Here is an 18,174-nt window from a genome sequence, read left to right on the forward strand (position 1 = left end):
GGTCGGTGACGACACCATCGCCGCCGTCATAACCCCTCCCGGCCAGGGTGGCGTGGCGGCGATGCGAATCGCCGGACCCGGGTCACGGATGATTCTGGAGAAGCTGTTTCGTCCCAGTTCGCGCGCCAAACTCTCTCCCTTTCTCATGCGCCATGGACATGTCGTATCGTGCTCCGGAGAGCTGATCGACGAGGCCCTCGCGGTGTTTATGCCGTCGGGTCGATCTTACACCGGGCTTGATCAGGCGGAGATCTTCTGCCACGGCGGCAGCCAAGTGGTCAAACGGATCCTTGAGGCGACTGTAACCGCGGGAGCACGCCCGGCTCAGCCGGGAGAGTTTACCAAACTTGCCTTTCTTAACGGCCGGATCGACCTGGCGAAAGCTGAGGCGGTGGCTGAGATAATCGCCGCGTCTACGGAAACGTCATACCGGGCGAGCCGTGAACATCTAGTGGGCAGCTACTCCCGACACGTCGAGAAGCTGCGATCCGGTTTGCTGGCGTCGCTGGCCGACCTTGAGGTCGCTATCGATTTCAGCGAGGAAGATATTGGCCAAACTGAAGTGAGCCGACTCAAACAACGCCTCGACGGAATAGCCTCAGAGATAGATCGCCTAGCCTCGAGTTACAAGAGGGGGCGGATTATTCGCGAGGGGTTTCGCGTTGTCATTTGCGGACGGCCCAATGCTGGTAAGTCCTCGCTGTTCAACTTGTTACTGAAACAGGAACGGGCCCTGGTCGATCCCGAGGCAGGTACCACGCGGGACTATCTGTCGGAGTGGATCGACCTCGACGGGTTCGCGGTCAATATCATAGACACGGCTGGACTGCGGATACCGGCTGGTCGCGTGGAAATGCGGGGACAGGCCAAGGCGCGGGAGCTTATTGACTCAGCGGACCTTATTCTATGGCTGGCTGACATGACTCTGCCGGAATGGCAGAACGAGCTTGAGGCCGATACTCAGCCGTTCGTCCAACGCAGTAACCTGTTAATTGCAAACAAGATAGACGTCGTGTCCAATGCTGGTGCCGATATGCTGTCAGGCATCTTACCGCTTTCGTGTGTCACTGGTGAGGGACTGGAACGGCTTAGGTCGGCAGTCTTGCATGTCATCAACGCGGCCGCTCCTGACCTCACCTCCGGCCAAGTGGTCACCTCAGCCCGGCACAAACGGTGTCTGGACGAGGCAGCCGAGTCGATCGCTCGGGCCTCGGCTGGTATGACGAGCGGTGAATCGCCGGAGATTTTGGCGTTCGAACTGCGCCAGGCTGCCGACCAGCTCGGCGAAATCACTGGTCAGGTTTACACCGAGGAGATCCTGGGAGAGATCTTCTCGCGGTTTTGTATCGGCAAATGAACCGAAGTGCGCCCTGACGGGTTTCACGTGAAACTGGTTTGGTGCGCCAGCACTCTCTGGCAGGGCAAGAGTCAGGCACTCATCCCATTCTGTTACCACTATCTTGGTTGTTTTGTGACTTGACGTTAGATTCTCGCGACAACATGCCTGATTTCGATGTCATAATCATTGGTGGCGGACACGCCGGTGTCGAGGCCGCTCTCGCCGTGGCGCGCATGGGCAAGAGAGCCGCTCTGATGACGATGGACCGGACCAGGTTGGCGCTGATGTCCTGCAATCCGGCGATTGGCGGTATTGGTAAGTCACAGTTAGTTAAAGAGGTAGATGCGCTCGGCGGGCTGATGGGGGAGGCCATCGACGCCACCGGTATCCAGTTCCGTCGGCTCAATCTCTCCCGAGGCCCGGCGGTCTGGTCGACCCGAACCCAGGCGGACCGGATTGCGTACAACCGGTACGTGGTCGATTATGTCTCACGGCAGTCGGGAATCGAGATTATCGAAGGGCTTGCCGGCGATATTATGGTCGAACATGGTGAAGTGATCGGGGTGAGGCTGGAAAACGGCGAGGCTGTTTCGTCGCGAGCTGCGGTCATCTGCTCCGGAACCTTTCTTGGAGGACTTATCCATATAGGAGAAAAGAAGATACCTGCCGGGCGAATGAACGAACCGGCCGCCTATCGCCTTTCAGATAGCCTTCGCCAACTCGGATTCGAGGTCGGCCGTCTCAAGACCGGAACTCCGCCTCGGCTCGATGGAAACTCGATTGACTGGTCTCGCTGCGAGCTTCAACCGGGTGATGTGCCGATACCGTTCTTCTCCTATCGCACTACCCGTCAACCGTTTGAGCAGACACCCTGTCACCTCACCCGGACGACCGAGGCCACTCAGTCGCTCATAATGGCCAACTCGCATCGCTCGCCAATCTTCTCCGGTCAGATCAAGTCAACTGGTCCCAGGTACTGCCCGTCGATCGAGGACAAGTACTACCGATTTGCCGACAAGCTGACTCATCACATATTCTTAGAGCCGGAGGGCAACGGTACATCGGAGATCTACCCCAACGGCTTTTCCACCGCACTGCCGGAGGAGGTACAGCGCGAGGCGATTCGCACTGTGGTTGGGCTGGAGAGAGCCGAGGTCACACGGCCCGGCTATGCGGTCGAATATGATTACTGCCCGGCCTGCCAGATTGATCGGTCGTTCGAGACGCGGCGAATCAGAGGGCTGTTCTTTGCCGGGCAGATCAATGGCACGTCGGGCTACGAAGAAGCTGCCGCCCAGGGGATTATGGCCGGGATTAATGCCGTGCTGAGGGTCGAGAACGAGCCGTCACTTGTACTTGACCGGTCGGAGGCGTATATCGGCGTGATGGTGGATGATCTGACAACTCGTTCTACCACAGAGCCATATCGGATGTTTACGTCGCGAGCCGAGTACCGGCTCGCGCTTCGCGAAGACAACGCCCGCGACCGGCTTTATGGGTATGCCCGGAAATACGGCCTGGTCGACAAAGCAGAGCTTGACGCCTTCGGCCGAGTGCAGACTGAGACTGAGGGAGAGATCGCAAGGTTCGAAAAGACGAGAGTGCCCGTTGCCGACTTGGGCGAGTTGTGCACCCGGTTTGAGAAGCGCGATCGGGTATCAATAGCCGAGCTGCTGAGGCAGCCGGGACTGTCACTGGTCGACGTTCTTCCTATCCTGGCCCGCTTCAACGGCGGCATGAACAGTTCCACCGAAGTGCTTGAGCGGGCGGCGATCAATATCAAGTACCGCGGTTATGTCGATAAGCAGCAACGGGAAATCGATCACTTCCGGCGTTTGGAGCGGGAGACAATTCCGGGGAATCTGGCATACGAATCGATGGCTGGACTGCGGCGCGAAGCCCGTGAGAAGCTGGTCCGGTTTCGTCCGGTGTCGCTCGGGCAAGCGGGGAGGATCGAGGGGATAACCATGGGCGACTTGGCCGTTCTGTCAGTTCACCTGAAGCGGCACAAGGTGCTGGCCGGTTGAGCGGAGCGCCGAAAGACCTCGGCCCGGTCGACCTGGCGGCATTGATCGACCGGTATCTGGACCGAACGCGGCTCGATCGTTATTTCGAGCTCCTCATGGAGCACAACCAGCGGGTCAACTTGGTTTCACGTGAAACATCCCGCGCCGATTTCGATCGCCTGGTAGGAGAGTCACTCCTGCCTCTCGCGAAGATAAGATCTACTGTCGACAGCTATCTCGATATCGGCTCCGGCGGCGGCATACCCGCCATACCAATCATCCTCAGTTCAGCAGTATCGGCCGAATCGACTTTAGTCGAACGCACGATCAAGAAAGCGCGCGCACTCGAAGCTCTGGTTCGTGATCTCGGCTTGAAAGCTGCTGTGCTCCCGCAGAATTTCGAGGAGCTCCGCGATCTGCCCCCGTTGAATCTCATAACTCTTCGTCTGAGCAAACCGACCGAAGCGATGCTCATCAAGATTCGCCGGTCGCTCGCACCCGGAGGGACGTTTGTCTATTACAGTACCCCGCAGGTGTCTATTCCGGGATTCAAAGGCCAGGTGTACACTTATCGCTCGACAGAAGATCCAGTCGCCAAGAGCCTTACCGTCTTCAGATTATAAGCTCACAGACCGCCCAAGTTTTTCCTTGCGCCTGTACAGCAAACTGCTGTACCATCGGCTAAAGGACTATTCATGACAAGGAGTTGTCGTTGAGCAAGATCATCGCGATTGCCAACCAAAAGGGCGGGGTCGGCAAGACTACAACCGCGGTCAATCTCGCCTCTTGCCTGGCCGCGGCAGAACAGCGCACTCTCCTGATCGATATCGATCCCCAGGCCAATTCCACGAGTGGGATGGGTTACGAACACCGACCGGAAGACACCACCATATATGAAGCGCTCATAGGACGGGTATCAATCACCGACACCATCCGCCCCACCCAACTCTCGTATCTGAATCTGGTCCCATCGGCGATCTCGCTTGTCGGCGCGGAGGTCGAGCTCGTGAGCATGATCTCGCGTGAAACGCGTCTCAAGCAGGCGTTGGCGCCGATCTCCGGCGAATATCAATATATAATAGTAGACTGCCCGCCGTCGCTCGGTCTTCTCACCATTAATACTCTCACCGCGGCAAGTTCCGTTATCATCCCGATGCAGTGTGAATACTACGCTCTCGAGGGGCTGAGCCAGTTGATGAACACGATCAAGCTGGTGCGGCAGCATCTCAATCCGGATTTGAGAATCGAGGGGGTACTGCTCACCATGTACGATGGCCGCCTGAATCTCTCGAAACAGGTTTCGGCCGAGGTGCGCGGGCATCTGCACGAGCGAGTCTACGACACCGTGATCGCCCGCAACGTACGACTCTCCGAGGCGCCGTCGTTCGGCAAGCCGATTATCCTCTACGACATCCTGTCGACCGGCGCGGAAAACTATCTGGCCTTTACCAAGGAAGTGATGGCGTCATGAGCAAGACGGTTCTGGGCAAGGGGCTGGGGGCGCTCATTCCGGCCGAGCAGGATATCTCGGTCGATGAAGTCCATTATCGGGTGATACCGCTGGACCGGATCGCGCCCAACCCGATGCAGCCGCGGCAGCAGTTCGACGAGGTCGGCCTGGCCGAGCTGGCCGAGTCGGTCCGGCAGAACGGCCTGGTGCAGCCGCTGGTGGTGCGCCGTAACGGTGGCGGCTACACGCTGGTGGCCGGTGAGCGCCGCTACCGGGCCGCGCGCATGGCCGGGCTGGAAAAGGCCCCGGCCGTTATCATGGATGATATTGACGATGTTCGTATGCTGGAGCTGGCCCTGGTGGAAAACATCCAGCGCCAGGATCTCAACCCGCTCGAGCTGGCCGACGCATACCGTCGGCTGATCGAGCAGTGCGGCCTCACGCAGCAGCAACTGGCCCAACGCGTGGGCCGAAGCCGCGCCGCGGTCGCCAATCATCTGCGTCTGCTCTCGCTGCCTGATTCCATCAAGCGGCTTATCGCCGATGGCCGTCTCACCGAGGGTCACGCACGGGCGCTGCTGGCGCTCGACAACGAAAGCCGCATGCTCGAGATGGCCGAGCGCATTGTCAGCAACTCCCTGAGCGTGCGCGAGGCGGAACAGGCCGCACCCGGCAAAAAGAAACGGCGGCGGCTGGAAGTTAAACGCCTCAGCCCGGCGCTGGCCGATATTGAGGCCGATTTGAAGCGTCGGCTGGCTACGTCGGTAAAGATCATGCCCGGTCTCAGGCGAGGGCGGATCGAAATCGAGTACTACGGCGAGGACGACCTGAGCCGCCTCTGGCAACTGTTTCGTAAGATCGACTCGTAGGTATGGCCGCTCCGAAGTACGTAACCATCATGCTGGTGCCCGACGGCACCGAGGCGCGCACCGGCTGGCGCGTGCGGCAGTGGATGCTTCGGACGATACTTATAGGCCTGGTGGTGCTGCTGGTTGGCATCGTTTTGTTCTTCATTTACTACGGCGCCGTGGTTTCGCGGGCGGCGCGCACCGAGCAGGTGATCAAAGAGAACGAAGACCTCAAGCGGTATTACTACAAGGTGCAGTTACTGGAACAAAACCTGCATCAGGCGCGCGAGGTGGTCACACGCATGGCCCGCCTGGCCGGCATGGAAGATTTTCAATTGCCGGAGATTCCCGATGATTCCTCACTGTTTATGGAACTGTCCCGCTCCGGCGCGACTACAAACATACGTCCGCGCACCCCGGACTGGAGTTTGCCGGTCGGCCTGCCGATACAAGGATATGTGACGCAGCGCTTCGAGTTAGTCGACCCCGGCCGGTATCATCCCGGGGTGGATATCGCCTGTCCGGTCGGCACGCCGGTGCTGGCAACCGGATCGGCGGAAGTGGAATATGTGGCGTTCGATTCCGCCTACGGCAACATGGTTGTGCTGCGGCACAATGACAGTGTGACGACAATCTATGCGCACAACGATACCATACTTGTTACAGAAGGCCAGGCGATTCGCGCGGGCGCCAAGATTGCCGAATCAGGCAACAGCGGCCGTTCGAGCGCGCCGCACCTTCACTATGAACTGAGAATAAACGGAGAACCGATAGATCCGCTGGAAAATCCGTATGATCAAGAAAACCACCACCAATGAGGCGAATGGATTAATGAACACCATTATCGGTAAGGACACGGTCATTACCGGCACGCTCGATGTCAAGGGAGCGCTGCGGGTCGACGGCCAGGTCAAGGGCAAGATCATTTGCTCTGACTGTGTCACGGTCGGAGCGACCGGACAGATCGAGGCTGATATCGAGGCTCAGACCGCGATAATCGCCGGCCATGTCAACGGCAACGTGGTCTGCGGGGACAAGATCGAGCTGCAGGCCAAGTGCGAGATGGACGGTGACCTGAAGACCAGGTCGCTCGTAATCGAGCAGGGAGCCATATTTTGTGGCGCCTGCAACATGAAGGGCGGCACTCCGGATCTCGGTTTCCTGACCCCGGAACGTTCATCTGAGCGGATCACGATAGCCGACCAGGACGAAGATCGCTAATTCACACTTTCTCAAAATGTGTGGACAAACGCCACGAATTGTGGATAGTGACGTAAGCGGCTGTCGTACTTCAAGATATCGTCAGGCGTCCCGCTCGGCAGAATGCCGCTTATCCACAAAGCGGCGTCAAAGTTAAGCCCCTAAGATGATTTGGGTTAGATGCGGCTTCTGAAGCGGTGGATTAGGGTTTCACCGTCTAACTGGTTGCGCCGCAGTGCATTCCCGATTTCCACCGGCGACCCAGTTCGCCGGCCCGCTGCCTTGCAGCCAAGGTGGCGGAGCACCCACGGCCGAGCGACAAAGTCACAATCGCGCAGCTCGATTCAAAATCGTTTGGACTAACCCCTGTACTCGCCGTAACTTGGCACGTCAGACCGAGTATAAGTTTGTTGTAAGAAAAGAAGATACCAGCCTGCACCGCAACCCGGAGGAGCGCATGACGCCTCTTGAGGCCACATCCGATATTCAAGCTGTCCAAAACCTCAATTCCGCGACCGCGAAAATCAAAGCCGAAATCGGCAAGGTGATTGTCGGTCAGGATAAAGTGATCGAACAACTGCTCATCTCGCTGTTGTCATCGGGCCATTGCCTGCTCGTGGGCGTGCCCGGTCTGGCCAAGACGCTCATGATCTCCACCCTGGCACGCGTGCTCAATCTCAAGTTCAGCCGCATTCAATTCACGCCCGACCTGATGCCGTCGGATATCACCGGCACCGAAATCATCGAAGAGGACCACACCACGGGGCGCCGTGGCTTTCGTTTTGTGAAAGGACCGGTGTTTGCCAACATCATTCTCGCCGACGAGATCAACCGCACACCGCCCAAAACTCAGGCGGCGCTGCTTCAGGCGATGCAGGAGCATGAAGTGACTGCGGCGGGCGAGACCTACAAACTCGAGGAGCCGTTTTTCGTGCTGGCTACGCAGAATCCGATCGAGCAGGAAGGTACCTATCCGTTGCCCGAGGCGCAGCTCGATCGTTTCATGTTCAACGTGATTGTTGACTATCCCGCGACCGACGAAGAGGAGTTGATTGTCAAGACTACCACCACAGTCGCGATGCACGAACTAAACCGCATCATGTCTGCCGACGACATCATTGGTTTCCAAAAGCTGGTTCGCCGGGTGCCGGTGTCCGATCATCTGGTTCACTATGCCGTGCATCTGGTGCGTGCGACCAGGCCGCATGAAAACAACGCGCCCGACTTTATCAAGAAGTGGGTCAACTGGGGCGCCGGTCCGAGAGCCTCGCAGTATCTGATTCTGGCGGCGAAGACCCGCGCGATTCTCGACGGCCGTCCGACTCCCGGCCCCGACGACGTCCGTTTTGCGGCGTACCCGGTGCTGCGGCATCGCATAGTCACGTCGTTCAACGCCGAGGCCGACGGGGTTGATTCGATCGAGATCATCCGCCGCGTGCTGGAGACGGTGAAGGAGAGGGAGTGACTACCAGCCATCGCATAGTCTTTGGCGACGCCCGTTCCATGAGCCTGGTGCGGGATAAAAGCGTGCATTTGGTGGTTACCTCGCCGCCGTACTGGCAGCTCAAGGACTATGGCAGCAGCGACCAGATCGGCTTTGATGATTCCTACGAGACCTACATCAATAACCTGAATCTCGTATGGAAGGAGTGCCATCGCGTTCTGCACGATGGGTGCAGGCTGTGTGTGAACATCGGCGATCAGTTTGCGCGCTCGGTCTATTATGGCCGATACAAGGTGATACCGATACGCACGGAAATTACCCGGTTCTGCGAAACTATCGGTTTTGACTTCATGGGTTCGATCATCTGGCAGAAGGTCACAACGTGCAACACAACTGGTGGCGCGACGGTGATGGGATCGTATCCGTACCCGCGCAACGGGATCGTCAAGATCGACTACGAGTTCATACTTCTCTTCAAGAAACACGGGGCGGCGCCCCGGGTCAGCGAGGAAATCAAGCGGCAGTCAGTGATTGCGCCTGAAGAGTGGAATGTCTTCTTCAACGGCCACTGGAATTTTCCCGGTGAGCGCCAGGATGGACATCTCGCCATGTTCCCGGTGGAACTGCCGCTTCGACTGATTCGCATGTTCACGTTCCAGGGAGAGACGGTCCTTGACCCGTTTCTCGGGAGCGGGACAACATCACTGGCCGCAATGAAAACCCAGAGGCACTCAATCGGCTATGAAATAAACCGGCGTTTTGAAGATCACATCGCTGATCGGTTGAGAGCGGGGGACAGTCTGTTCACCAGGGCGACAGTTGAGTATGTACTTGATGCGAGTCGCCCTTCGACGGAAAGTCTGGTCAGTCTGCCCTATCAGTTTCGAGACCCCTTGATGCTGGACAAGAAAACCGATCCACGCAAACTGCGATTTGGATCGGTGATCTCAGCGGCAGATAAGAAGGCCACAAAAGATGCGGCATACCACAGATGACATAGCAGCGTCGTGAATTGAAGGCGCTGGTAGACATAACCGCTATGACCGAACTGAAACCCCTCTCCTCCTTCCCCCCCATCGCCAGGCTGTTTATCGGTCTGTTCACTACCCTCATGCTGTTGGTCTGCGCGTGGGCGGTCTGGATTTACTCGGTCGAGAAGGGCGAGGTCGACCAGTCCCTTCTCAACCCCCCGCTCACACCTGAGGCCGAAATCGAGGTGATCTCGTCCGACAGCTCCGCGGTGCTCGCCCCGATCTGGGACTCCGAGCACGCCGGTCTCGCGCTCCCGCTCGACAGCGGCGAAATTGATACGATGGAGGACCTGTCTGACCTGGTTGAAGGGTACGACGGTGTCGGCGATGACAACGAATACCGCGAGGAACCGGAAAACCGCTTTCGCCACAACCTCGGCCTGGCTCACGTGCACGTGAACGGGCAGACGCTTCTGTTCTTCGCGCTCGGGGCGGTCTTTCTGTTTACATCGGTCAAGCTTGCGCTTAAGAAGACCGTGCTCTGGTCATTTGCGATCATGATACTCGCCCATACAATTGGGCTCACCGGCGAGGGTTTCCACTGGATATATGATGACCTTCTCGCGCTCAGCGGCGTTCTCCTGTTGGCGCTGGTTGCGTACATGTGTTTGATGATTTATGTCGACCTGGCCCGCTCGCCGAGAGACAGCACGTGACATCGGTATGGCTTACCCCTCAGTGAATTCGCGCACATGAACAACTTCGCTATCGCCATACACGGCGGCGCCGGTACGATACTCCGCTACGAGCTGACGCCGGAGAAAGAGAAGGCTTATCGCGACGGCCTCGCGGATTCTCTCCGCTCCGGTTGGAACGTGCTGCGCGACGGTGGACTTGCGCTCGAAGCTGTCCAGGCGGCGGTGGTAAGCATGGAAGACAACCCGCTGTTCAACGCCGGCAAAGGGGCAGTGTTCACCCATGAGGGAATCAACGAACAGGACGCCTGCATCATCGATGGCCGCACGAAAAGCGTGGGCGCGATCGCGGGCGTAAGACGAATCAAGAACCCGATACTTCTTGCGCGGCTTGTGCTTGAGAAAAGCGAACATGTTCTGTTCTGCGGTGTGGGCGCTGAAAAGTTCGCCGTGGAGAATGGCATGATTCCTGTCGATGACCCCGGGTACTTCTGGACCGAACATCGCTGGAATCAACTGCAGAAGGCGCTCGAGCGCGAAAAGCGCGAATCGAAAGTGACCACACGGCTCGATCACTCTGATGATCGGGAGAAAACCGGCACGGTCGGTGCGGTGGCGGTCGATCAGCACGGCAATCTTGCGGCGGCGACCTCGACCGGCGGGATGACCAACAAGCGCGACGGCCGTATCGGTGATACTCCGATTATCGGCGCCGGTACGTACGCAGATAATAATACCTGTGCGGTCTCGGCCACGGGTGTGGGTGAGTTCATCATGCGTAACGTGCTGGCGTATGATATTGCGGCGCTGATGGAGTACAGAGGGATGTCGTTGAATGACGCCGCCGGCCTTTGTGTGATGGAGAAACTGGCTGCGCTCGGCGGCAGCGGCGGCGTGGTGGCGATTGACAGAGATGGCAACATCGCGATGCCGTTCAACAGCGACGGCATGTACCGCGGCTTCATGCTCGCCGACGGCACGATGGAGACGGCGATATTTAAGTGACTTTGATTTCTGATCGGCAGCGCTCCATCCCTGCCGAGGAAACGCCGGCAGGCACGGAGGCCTGCCGATCAATAGTGGTAGGTCGGGTTCCGAACATTGACCATTTGAGTGAGAAACCCGACACCATAAGTCACCCTGAGCCTGTCGAAGGGTGACTATATGACGCATGTAACGTATATAAGTCAGGCTTCGACAGGCTCAGCCTGACTTGCAGGCAAACGTGCCCGGCAGACGTCTTCGTCTGCCGGCGCAGGAAGTGGTAGGTCGGGTTCCGAGAAGCGGGCGACGGAGTCGGACGCGACGTGAAACCCGACACAGGCAGAGATGAACAATGTCGGGTTTCTTGGTCCTTCGCTTCGCTCAGGACCGGCGGAACCCGACCTACAAAACCCGAATGATTCGGCAATGTCGGGTTGCTCGTGTCTCGCTTCGCTCGACGCTCGTGAACCCGACCTACAAGAAATTGCCCGATTGAAATGACCCGCGGTACCCCACAGCTTGCTGTGGGTTCGGTCGCAGAAAATGAAATGATCACACATGCCCACTGATTACCGACAATACCTCCAGCCCGAAACCGTCTCCAAGCTCAAGGGGATGGAGCTCAAGGCCCGCATGGTGGTGGAGGGGTTTATCGCCGGGTTGCACAAGTCGCCGTACCACGGCTTCTCGGTCGAGTTCGCCGAACATCGCCAGTACATGCCCGGCGACAACATCCATGACATCGACTGGAAAGTGTACGCCAAGACCGATCGGTATTACATCAAGCAGTATGAAGAAGAAACCAACCTCAAGGCGTACCTACTGCTCGACTGCTCGGCGTCGATGCGCTACCACTCCGGCAGCCCGGTCAGCAAATTCGACTACGCCGGCATGCTCTGCGGCGCGCTCAGCTACATGATGCTGCGCCAGCGCGACGCGGTCGGGCTGGTTACATTCGACCGTACCATCCGCCGCTATGTGCCGCCGCGCTCGAAATCGGGTCACCTGCACGACCTGCTGACCGAGATCGCCCACCAGCAGCCGTCCAACGAAACCGATATCGCCGGCGCGCTGCACGAGATGGCCGAGCGAACCAAACGACGCGGCCTCGTGATCATTCTGTCCGATCTGTTGGACGAGGCGGAGGAGATCATCTCCGGGCTGAAGCACTTCCGATACAATCGTCACGAGGTGATTGTCTTCCATATTCTGGATCCGCGCGAGCGGGATTTCAATTTCGGCGGTGAGGCGCTGTTCAAGGATATGGAGACGGGGGAGGAACTGTCGACCCTGCCTTACCAGATGAAGCGCGAGTATGCGCGGGCGGTGCAGTCGTACGCCGAAACGATCGCCTCGGCCTGCCGCCAATCGAACATCGACTATCACCCGATCGACACCGCCATGCCCTTCGATCAGGCGCTGTACGCGTTTTTGGCGAAGCGGGAGAGGTTGTACTAAGGGGCAGAGAGACTTACCACACTTAGACAACGAACTCCACAAACTTCTTGACTATTAGGTAATTGCTATGTTGATTGTCTAATGGTAGAGTACGGGGGAATGGTATGGCAGCCAACGAATCGCCAAACGGCACGCAGAGCCAACATCAAGTAGAATCAAGCTCGGAAGCCCGGCCTGAGCAACATGGTGTTTCAACTGAGGCGGGACCACTTACCCCGGTGAGGGATTTGACGAAGAATCCGAAGTTCATTCGCGACCCGATTCACGATCTAATCCAGATTGACGACCAAATGGTTCTGAATGTTTTGAGTACAGAGCCTATTCAGCGGCTCAAGTACATCAGGCAGTTGGGGGTAGCGTTCTTCGTCTATCCAGGTGCCGATCACAGTAGGTTTTCACATTCACTGGGCGTCTACCACTTGGCTCGTCGAGTTCTGAACCAGATTCATGAGGATGATTCAGAAAGGAGGAAAATCATACAACTTGCTGCTCTGTTGCATGACACAGGGCACGGACCATTTAGCCATCTTTTCGAAGCCGCGCTAAAAGAGGTAAAATACGCACATTTCGAGAAACACGAAAAGTGGACGAACAGGATTGTTATGGAGCATCCGCAAGTGCTCCAAGTGCTTGGAGAATCCATGTGCGGGCACGTGCGAGATGTGATAGCGGGCTTCTACAAGCCGCAGTATCTTGGTTCCATAGTCAACTCCCAGCTCGATGTAGACAGATTCGATTACATGTTGCGTGATTCTCATATGACAGGCGTCCATTACGGAAAGTTCGACCTTACGTGGATGCTCAGGAATCTCTCGAGGCAAAGCTATGAAGAGCTTGACGCCGACGGAGAAAAGGTGCCGGTAGATAAGATCGTGATAGATGGAAGGCGGGGATTAGGCAGCCTTGAAACCTACTTGCTTGGGAATTTCTACTTATATGCGCATGTTTACTATCACAAGACTGTTCAAGCAGCAGAAGGAATGCTCGTTAAGATACTCCGGCGAGCAATCGACTGTGCGAAAGAAGATGCGAAACGCACATTCCTTCCCTCCGTTCTCGCCAAGATTGGCGCCAATGAGAAACTCGAGCTTGATGAGTATTTGCAGTTGAATGATTTTGTGGTCTTGACTTGGATACATGAATGGGGCAAGAAAGAAATTGACACCATTCTTCAGGACCTGTGCAGGCGGTTTCTGCAGCGGAAACTCTTCAAGGCGCGTTTGGTCACTGATCTCGGGGGGCGCGAGTATGCTGACAAAAGGGATGAGGTGAAAAACCTGCTCAGCGCAAAGGGTTTTGATCCCCACTACTACCTGGTCGAAGCTGAGCCAACCAGATTGGCTTATAAGGACTTCTTCTTCCTCAAAGGAGCCGGTAAGGCTCTGGACGAAGTTTATTTTGTTGACTCGGATGGCAGGGTGAAGCCTTTTTCGTCTATCAGCAAGTACGAAGTCAGTAAGGCTATTCGTGATGTAACTCTTGACGAAAAGTTCTTCATCGTTCCTGATGAAATCGAGCTATAACTTGTATGGCGGAACGTGAAAGGTTAGTAGATGGATTCGATAGATAGGATTTCCATGCTTCGGCAACTCATTGCTGAGGCTAGTGGGGTGGTATATAGCCGGAAGAAGCTTCACAAGCTGGTCTTTCTTTTGCAGGCCGCTGGTGAGGATTTTGATCAGGAGTTCATTTATCACAACTATGGGGTGTTTTCACCAACGCTGGCCCACGACCTTGATGAGGCTCGGGGTAGTCAGCTCATAGCGGAATCGAGGTCTGTAGATCGCGGCGGCTATACTCTGAGTCTGCCGACGGACGGCGGTGAAACTCCTTCCGTTGGCATCCAGATTTCCCCAAAGTGTGCTGATCTAGTAAGACGCTTGGCGGGAAAGTCTCCACAGCACCTCGAGGTTCTTAGTACAATTATCTACTTGTCCCAGCACTACTATGCAGCGGATGCGATCAGGGAGAAACTGAAGATTCTGAAGCCTGACCTGAGTGATCATTACAGCGCCGCGTATACTGACGCTCGAGATATCTTTGGTGTGGCGGTGTGAACCGCACTGCCTCACCCGGTCACAGCATAAACCTCATCTTCGGGCCGGTGTGCGTGAAGCCCTCGCGAAGATAGAAATCCACCGTGCGTTGCCAAACCTCGCCGGGCGGGGCGGTGACATCGAGACGCATCCAGCCCCGGTTGCGGCCGTAATCCTTGGCCGTCTCCACCAGCATCTTGCCGATGTTCTTGTTTCGATGTTTGGGCGGCACGTAGAGTTCGTTGATGGCGCCATAGCAGCCGCCCGCATAAATCGCGAACGATTCCGCCAGCGTGATCATCCCCAGGGTCTCGCCGTTCTCGGCAATCGCAACGAACGCAATAAACCGCTCTTTGCTCGTCTCCCAATCGGCGAGAATCTTCGCTCTGTCCAGCGCGCGGAACTCGTCGTCCTCGCCGCCGAGTTCAACGGCCAGTTTATTGACCAGATCGATAATCTGATCGGCCTGCTCGATGCCCAGTTCTTCTATCAGTACCATGCGGCCAATTTAGCGCAAGCGTCGCACCAGCGCAAACAGAAGCAGCATCGCTCCAAAAGCGCACACAATGGTAGCGCCCGTGGGCGTGTCCAGCAGGAACGACAGCACCAGTCCCAGCGCGGAGCCGACCAGGCCGAACAGCCATCCCCAGACCAGGCGACGTGCGATCGAATCGGTTATCAACGCCGCGAAAACCGATGGCACCACCAGAAAGATGAACACTAGGAGCACGCCACACATCTTAACGGACGATGTCACCACCACGGCAAAGGTGGCATAGAATAGGAAATCCCACAGACGCGCATTAGCCGGCCGGTGGGAGTGGTTAAGCGTCAATGCCAGAAACCTGTCACGCGCCAGATAGTGAAACGCGCCGACCAACGTGTACGTTATGGCCGTCTTGAGCACCATCGCCGGAGTAACAGTCAGAATACTGCCGACCAACAGATGTTTTATGTGCTCAGCGCCTTCGGGTGCATGGCTCACGCCCAGGATGGCGGCAGCCGTACTGACCGCATAGACAATACCTATAATCGCCTCTTGCGGGACCTTGCCCTCAATCTCACGAGTAAAGGTGAATATCGTGCCGCCCAGCAGCGCCGAGCCGAGCGAAAAGAAATACGCAACATCGCCCTCCAACTCGAACCCGAGCAGGAATGAAAAGGTCATGCCGAGCGCCGCTACCTGGGCCAGCGAGAGATCGACAAAGATGATCCCTCGCTTGATGACATGCAGTCCGAAATATACATGTATCCCCACCAAGACTACGCACGCGATGAACGGCCAGAGCAGGAACTGAAGATAGTCGTTCATTTTATTGCCTCAAGCAAAGCTTCGATATTGCCTGCGAGCCATTGGGTGTAGGTTTCGTTTTCTATGCGGCCACCGACCGACGGGTAGGCGGTGATCACTTTAGCGCCGGTCTCTGCGGCGATTTTGTCCGGAACCCGCTTGTCAAAATACGGCTCGACCGCAATCGCCTTGATGTTTTTGCTCCGCATGAGGTCGATCATCTCCTTGATGTGTGAGGGCGACGGCGCCACGCCAGGGTACGGCTCGACAAATCCGGCGGCCACGATCCCTGTGAAAGCGCAGAAGTAGGGCCAGGAGTTGTGGTAAAAGACCACTTCTTTGCCTGCAAGAGTTGCGGCTTTCTGTTTCAATGTTTCCAACTCGGTCTCAAGTGAAACCAAATATGTCTCCTGGTTCTGTTTGAACTCTGAGGCATGCTGGGGATCGGCGGCAGAAAGAGCATCGACAATGGCGTCAGTGATCAGTCTGACGTTCTGTGGGCCGAGCCAGTAATGGGGATTGCCGAAACGGTGCAGGTCGCCGTAACGGGCGTCGGCCTTGAATGTCGGGACTTCCAGTGGTCGAACGTACTTTGAACAGTCGACGATTTCGAGTTTGCTGTTGCGGGAGCCATCGATGATCTTGTCCATCCACATATCCAATTCCAGTCCGACCTTCAGAACCACGTCGGCTTTGGCTACCTTCATCATGTAGCTGGGGCGAACCTCTACGAAATGAACGTCTGTTTTCGGAGACGCGATCGACTCGACCTCGACCAAGTCGAGGCCGATCTGACGAGCGAAATAGGCCAGGTCGCTCGTGGACGCCACGACTTTCATCTGAGCCGTGGAGACCACCGGTGCGAGTAAGAGAGCAAAGGACATCAATGTATATTTTTTCATGACTGCCTCTTAGAAGTTGTGAGGTTGATGGGGGCCAAGCGAAAACAGGAACTGGAGCTTAAGCTCCCAGTAGCCCTCGCGGTCATCCGGTTCGGTCCAGTGGCCCGCCAGGCGGACAAGACTGGTCTCCTCTATCGGCGCAAAGCCAAGAAACAGTCCGGCGCGCCACGTGTCTGATACATTGATCACACCGACCTCTTCCTCTTCGCCGTCATCGTGATGATGCTCGCCCGCCCTGACGCGGGCGTATTCGAAAATGCCGCCGATATTGTATCGCTGTCTGAAGCGATAATCGATGTAGCCATAGCCGCCGTAAGACGTCAGTTTGTCTCCACCTTCTTGTTCCTCCGAGCGCATTATCCCCTCGCTCTCAACTTGAAGGATAGTATAACGCGAGGGTTTGTACTTGTATTTGAGATCCAGCCCGGCAAGCCAGGTGCGAAGTTGACTGGTTTCGACCTCGTAGACGGAATTGACCACTGATCCGCCAAGCGCCAACTCAGCGCTTTCGGACGTTGCGAACGAGCTGGCTAAGCGTCCGAAGAAGCCGGGATGGCGGAGGGGGCTTTCTTCCGCCGGTTCTTCATGATGATGACCCGCCAGGGCGTCACCTTTGAGCGTCCCGAGCATCAACTCAGTGTAGGCATCGCCGGTCGGAAGCAGAAAGCCGGCGCGCACCGCCATATCGCTGAGACCATGATCGCCAAAAAACACTTCGTGTGGCAGCGGCCTCATTATAAATGACCAGGCGTGCTCATGCACCGAGTTGAGCCGTCCGAATTCAAGCAGGTACTTGCCGACACGGAGGTTCATTCCCAGAGGCAGGCCGCGCAACACCGTTCCATACAGCTCTTCGATCTCGGCGTTGTGCTCGCCATGCCAGCCGATTACGGCATCGGCTCGGGCGTATGGATTCAGGTATCCCGCGACCATGAGTTCCATCGAAGGAACAGCCAGGTTGAACCTCTCGCTCTCTTCGACATGGGTAGTATCATTGTGGCTGTAGACGCGGAAATCGCCGATGAGGGATATGTCTGGATTGAGCGTCGTCTGCGACATTAACGGACCGGACACAGACAACATTACAATTACAAAGAGAATACACTTCAGATTCATGTTGCACTCCATACGACCGGATAGCACCGATCGCTCCATGAGGTTCAGATGAATGAATGACTGATGCGAATCAGGCAGCTATGCTGCCCTGAAACACGGCTGGAGGAGCGCGGGAAGTTGGAGAGAAATTCCAGGAATCAGGCTGTGAATCATCTACGAGGGTGTGCAGTCGCCCCACAGGGACGAACACGGCAACGCGAAAATTGGTCGACGGCAGGTCAATCGTGCCGTTGCCAAGCTGGCAGGTGGGACAATATTCCGAATGGTGGTGGTGTTTGACGCAATTGCTGTCGCACCCTTGACCCGCTTGGGCGCAGGAGTGAATATCTATGGTCAGGTGGGCGGCGTGAAACGGGGTCAACAGGAGGAAGTACAACCCGATCAGGATCACGACTAGAAATCTGGTGGTTGCGCCGGCTTTCATTTGAGGCCCG

General features: G+C 56.7%; 19 protein-coding genes. 14 read left to right on the forward strand and 5 right to left on the reverse strand.

Going from position 1 to position 18,174, the window contains the following annotated elements:
• Nucleotides 1-16 precede the first annotated feature (16 nt).
• The 14 genes from mnmE to AB1772_06050 all read left to right on the forward strand — a co-directional run bounded on the left by mnmE (nt 17) and on the right by AB1772_06050 (nt 14,452).
• Entirely contained in the window at nt 17-1,357 is a 1,341-nt protein-coding gene (gene mnmE, locus AB1772_05985; GenBank protein ID MEW5795893.1) for a tRNA uridine-5-carboxymethylaminomethyl(34) synthesis GTPase MnmE, read from the forward strand.
• Nucleotides 1,358-1,500: 143 nt separating this feature from the next.
• Nucleotides 1,501-3,366 carry a tRNA uridine-5-carboxymethylaminomethyl(34) synthesis enzyme MnmG gene (mnmG, locus tag AB1772_05990; protein MEW5795894.1) on the forward strand — a complete coding sequence of 622 codons (1,866 nt, stop codon included), beginning with the start codon at nt 1,501-1,503 and terminating at the stop codon, nt 3,364-3,366.
• The gene (locus tag AB1772_05995) at nt 3,363-3,968 is read left to right on the forward strand and encodes an RsmG family class I SAM-dependent methyltransferase (protein ID MEW5795895.1); all 606 of its coding nucleotides are present in this window, start codon (nt 3,363-3,365) and stop codon (nt 3,966-3,968) included. The genes mnmG and AB1772_05995 overlap by 4 nt, the downstream gene beginning before the upstream one ends.
• Nucleotides 3,969-4,057: 89 nt before the next feature.
• Nucleotides 4,058-4,816 carry an AAA family ATPase gene (locus tag AB1772_06000; protein ID MEW5795896.1) on the forward strand — a complete coding sequence of 253 codons (759 nt, stop codon included), beginning with the start codon at nt 4,058-4,060 and terminating at the stop codon, nt 4,814-4,816.
• Nucleotides 4,813-5,664 carry a ParB/RepB/Spo0J family partition protein gene (locus tag AB1772_06005; protein MEW5795897.1) on the forward strand — a complete coding sequence of 284 codons (852 nt, stop codon included), beginning with the start codon at nt 4,813-4,815 and terminating at the stop codon, nt 5,662-5,664. Before AB1772_06000 ends, AB1772_06005 begins: the two co-directional genes overlap by 4 nt.
• A gap of 2 nt (nt 5,665-5,666) precedes the next feature.
• Nucleotides 5,667-6,461, forward strand: coding sequence for a M23 family metallopeptidase (locus AB1772_06010; GenBank protein ID MEW5795898.1), 795 nt, complete (start codon nt 5,667-5,669; stop codon nt 6,459-6,461).
• Nucleotides 6,436-6,864 carry a polymer-forming cytoskeletal protein gene (locus tag AB1772_06015; protein ID MEW5795899.1) on the forward strand — a complete coding sequence of 143 codons (429 nt, stop codon included), beginning with the start codon at nt 6,436-6,438 and terminating at the stop codon, nt 6,862-6,864. The genes AB1772_06010 and AB1772_06015 overlap by 26 nt, the downstream gene beginning before the upstream one ends.
• A gap of 436 nt (nt 6,865-7,300) precedes the next feature.
• The gene (locus tag AB1772_06020; protein MEW5795900.1) at nt 7,301-8,308 is read left to right on the forward strand and encodes a MoxR family ATPase; all 1,008 of its coding nucleotides are present in this window, start codon (nt 7,301-7,303) and stop codon (nt 8,306-8,308) included.
• Nucleotides 8,305-9,282, forward strand: a complete 978-nt coding sequence (locus tag AB1772_06025) for a site-specific DNA-methyltransferase (GenBank protein MEW5795901.1) — start codon at nt 8,305-8,307, stop codon at nt 9,280-9,282. Before AB1772_06020 ends, AB1772_06025 begins: the two co-directional genes overlap by 4 nt.
• Nucleotides 9,283-9,326: 44 nt before the next feature.
• Nucleotides 9,327-9,974, forward strand: coding sequence for a hypothetical protein (locus tag AB1772_06030; protein MEW5795902.1), 648 nt, complete (start codon nt 9,327-9,329; stop codon nt 9,972-9,974).
• A 36-nt stretch (nt 9,975-10,010) separates the two neighbouring features.
• Complete coding sequence (locus AB1772_06035; GenBank protein ID MEW5795903.1) at nt 10,011-10,958, forward strand: isoaspartyl peptidase/L-asparaginase; 948 nt, start codon at nt 10,011-10,013, stop codon at nt 10,956-10,958.
• A gap of 537 nt (nt 10,959-11,495) precedes the next feature.
• A complete protein-coding gene (locus AB1772_06040; protein ID MEW5795904.1) occupies nt 11,496-12,395 on the forward strand; it encodes a DUF58 domain-containing protein in 900 nt (299 codons plus the stop codon).
• Nucleotides 12,396-12,499: 104 nt separating this feature from the next.
• On the forward strand, nt 12,500-13,918 hold the full coding sequence (locus tag AB1772_06045; protein ID MEW5795905.1) for an HD domain-containing protein: 1,419 nt from the start codon (nt 12,500-12,502) through the stop codon (nt 13,916-13,918).
• A 30-nt stretch (nt 13,919-13,948) separates the two neighbouring features.
• Nucleotides 13,949-14,452 (forward strand): hypothetical protein, encoded by a 504-nt coding sequence (locus AB1772_06050; GenBank protein MEW5795906.1) that lies wholly within the window; start codon nt 13,949-13,951, stop codon nt 14,450-14,452.
• 19 nt (nt 14,453-14,471) lie between these two features.
• Here the strand turns inward: AB1772_06050 and AB1772_06055 are convergent, their stop codons facing one another.
• The 5 genes from AB1772_06055 to AB1772_06075 all read right to left on the reverse strand — a co-directional run bounded on the left by AB1772_06055 (nt 14,472) and on the right by AB1772_06075 (nt 18,164).
• Entirely contained in the window at nt 14,472-14,930 is a 459-nt protein-coding gene (locus AB1772_06055) for a GNAT family N-acetyltransferase (protein ID MEW5795907.1), read from the reverse strand.
• 9 nt (nt 14,931-14,939) lie between these two features.
• Nucleotides 14,940-15,743, reverse strand: a complete 804-nt coding sequence (locus AB1772_06060; GenBank protein MEW5795908.1) for a metal ABC transporter permease — start codon at nt 15,741-15,743, stop codon at nt 14,940-14,942.
• Entirely contained in the window at nt 15,740-16,624 is an 885-nt protein-coding gene (locus AB1772_06065; protein ID MEW5795909.1) for a metal ABC transporter substrate-binding protein, read from the reverse strand. The genes AB1772_06060 and AB1772_06065 overlap by 4 nt, the downstream gene beginning before the upstream one ends.
• A gap of 9 nt (nt 16,625-16,633) precedes the next feature.
• Nucleotides 16,634-17,740: a hypothetical protein gene (locus AB1772_06070; GenBank protein ID MEW5795910.1), complete on the reverse strand. Its 1,107-nt coding sequence runs from the start codon at nt 17,738-17,740 to the stop codon at nt 16,634-16,636.
• A 70-nt stretch (nt 17,741-17,810) separates the two neighbouring features.
• A complete protein-coding gene (locus tag AB1772_06075; GenBank protein MEW5795911.1) occupies nt 17,811-18,164 on the reverse strand; it encodes a hypothetical protein in 354 nt (117 codons plus the stop codon).
• Between the last annotated feature and the right edge of the window lie 10 nt (nt 18,165-18,174).

This window comes from Candidatus Zixiibacteriota bacterium (assembly GCA_040752815.1).
Taxonomy (GTDB): domain Bacteria; phylum Zixibacteria; class MSB-5A5; order GN15; family FEB-12; genus JAGGTI01.

Coding starts and splice junctions, on each gene's coding strand:
- mnmG (MEW5795894.1), top strand. CDS start 1,501: ATGCCTGATTTCGATGTCATAATCATTGGTGGCGGACACGCCGGTGTC.
- AB1772_06065 (MEW5795909.1), bottom strand. CDS start 16,624: ATGAAAAAATATACATTGATGTCCTTTGCTCTCTTACTCGCACCGGTG.
- AB1772_06075 (MEW5795911.1), bottom strand. CDS start 18,164: ATGAAAGCCGGCGCAACCACCAGATTTCTAGTCGTGATCCTGATCGGG.
- AB1772_06070 (MEW5795910.1), bottom strand. CDS start 17,740: ATGAATCTGAAGTGTATTCTCTTTGTAATTGTAATGTTGTCTGTGTCC.
- AB1772_06050 (MEW5795906.1), top strand. CDS start 13,949: ATGGATTCGATAGATAGGATTTCCATGCTTCGGCAACTCATTGCTGAG.
- AB1772_06030 (MEW5795902.1), top strand. CDS start 9,327: ATGACCGAACTGAAACCCCTCTCCTCCTTCCCCCCCATCGCCAGGCTG.
- AB1772_06060 (MEW5795908.1), bottom strand. CDS start 15,743: ATGAACGACTATCTTCAGTTCCTGCTCTGGCCGTTCATCGCGTGCGTA.
- AB1772_06015 (MEW5795899.1), top strand. CDS start 6,436: ATGATCAAGAAAACCACCACCAATGAGGCGAATGGATTAATGAACACC.
- AB1772_06010 (MEW5795898.1), top strand. CDS start 5,667: ATGGCCGCTCCGAAGTACGTAACCATCATGCTGGTGCCCGACGGCACC.
- AB1772_06020 (MEW5795900.1), top strand. CDS start 7,301: ATGACGCCTCTTGAGGCCACATCCGATATTCAAGCTGTCCAAAACCTC.
- AB1772_06035 (MEW5795903.1), top strand. CDS start 10,011: ATGAACAACTTCGCTATCGCCATACACGGCGGCGCCGGTACGATACTC.
- AB1772_06040 (MEW5795904.1), top strand. CDS start 11,496: ATGCCCACTGATTACCGACAATACCTCCAGCCCGAAACCGTCTCCAAG.
- AB1772_06045 (MEW5795905.1), top strand. CDS start 12,500: ATGGCAGCCAACGAATCGCCAAACGGCACGCAGAGCCAACATCAAGTA.
- AB1772_06005 (MEW5795897.1), top strand. CDS start 4,813: ATGAGCAAGACGGTTCTGGGCAAGGGGCTGGGGGCGCTCATTCCGGCC.
- AB1772_06055 (MEW5795907.1), bottom strand. CDS start 14,930: ATGGTACTGATAGAAGAACTGGGCATCGAGCAGGCCGATCAGATTATC.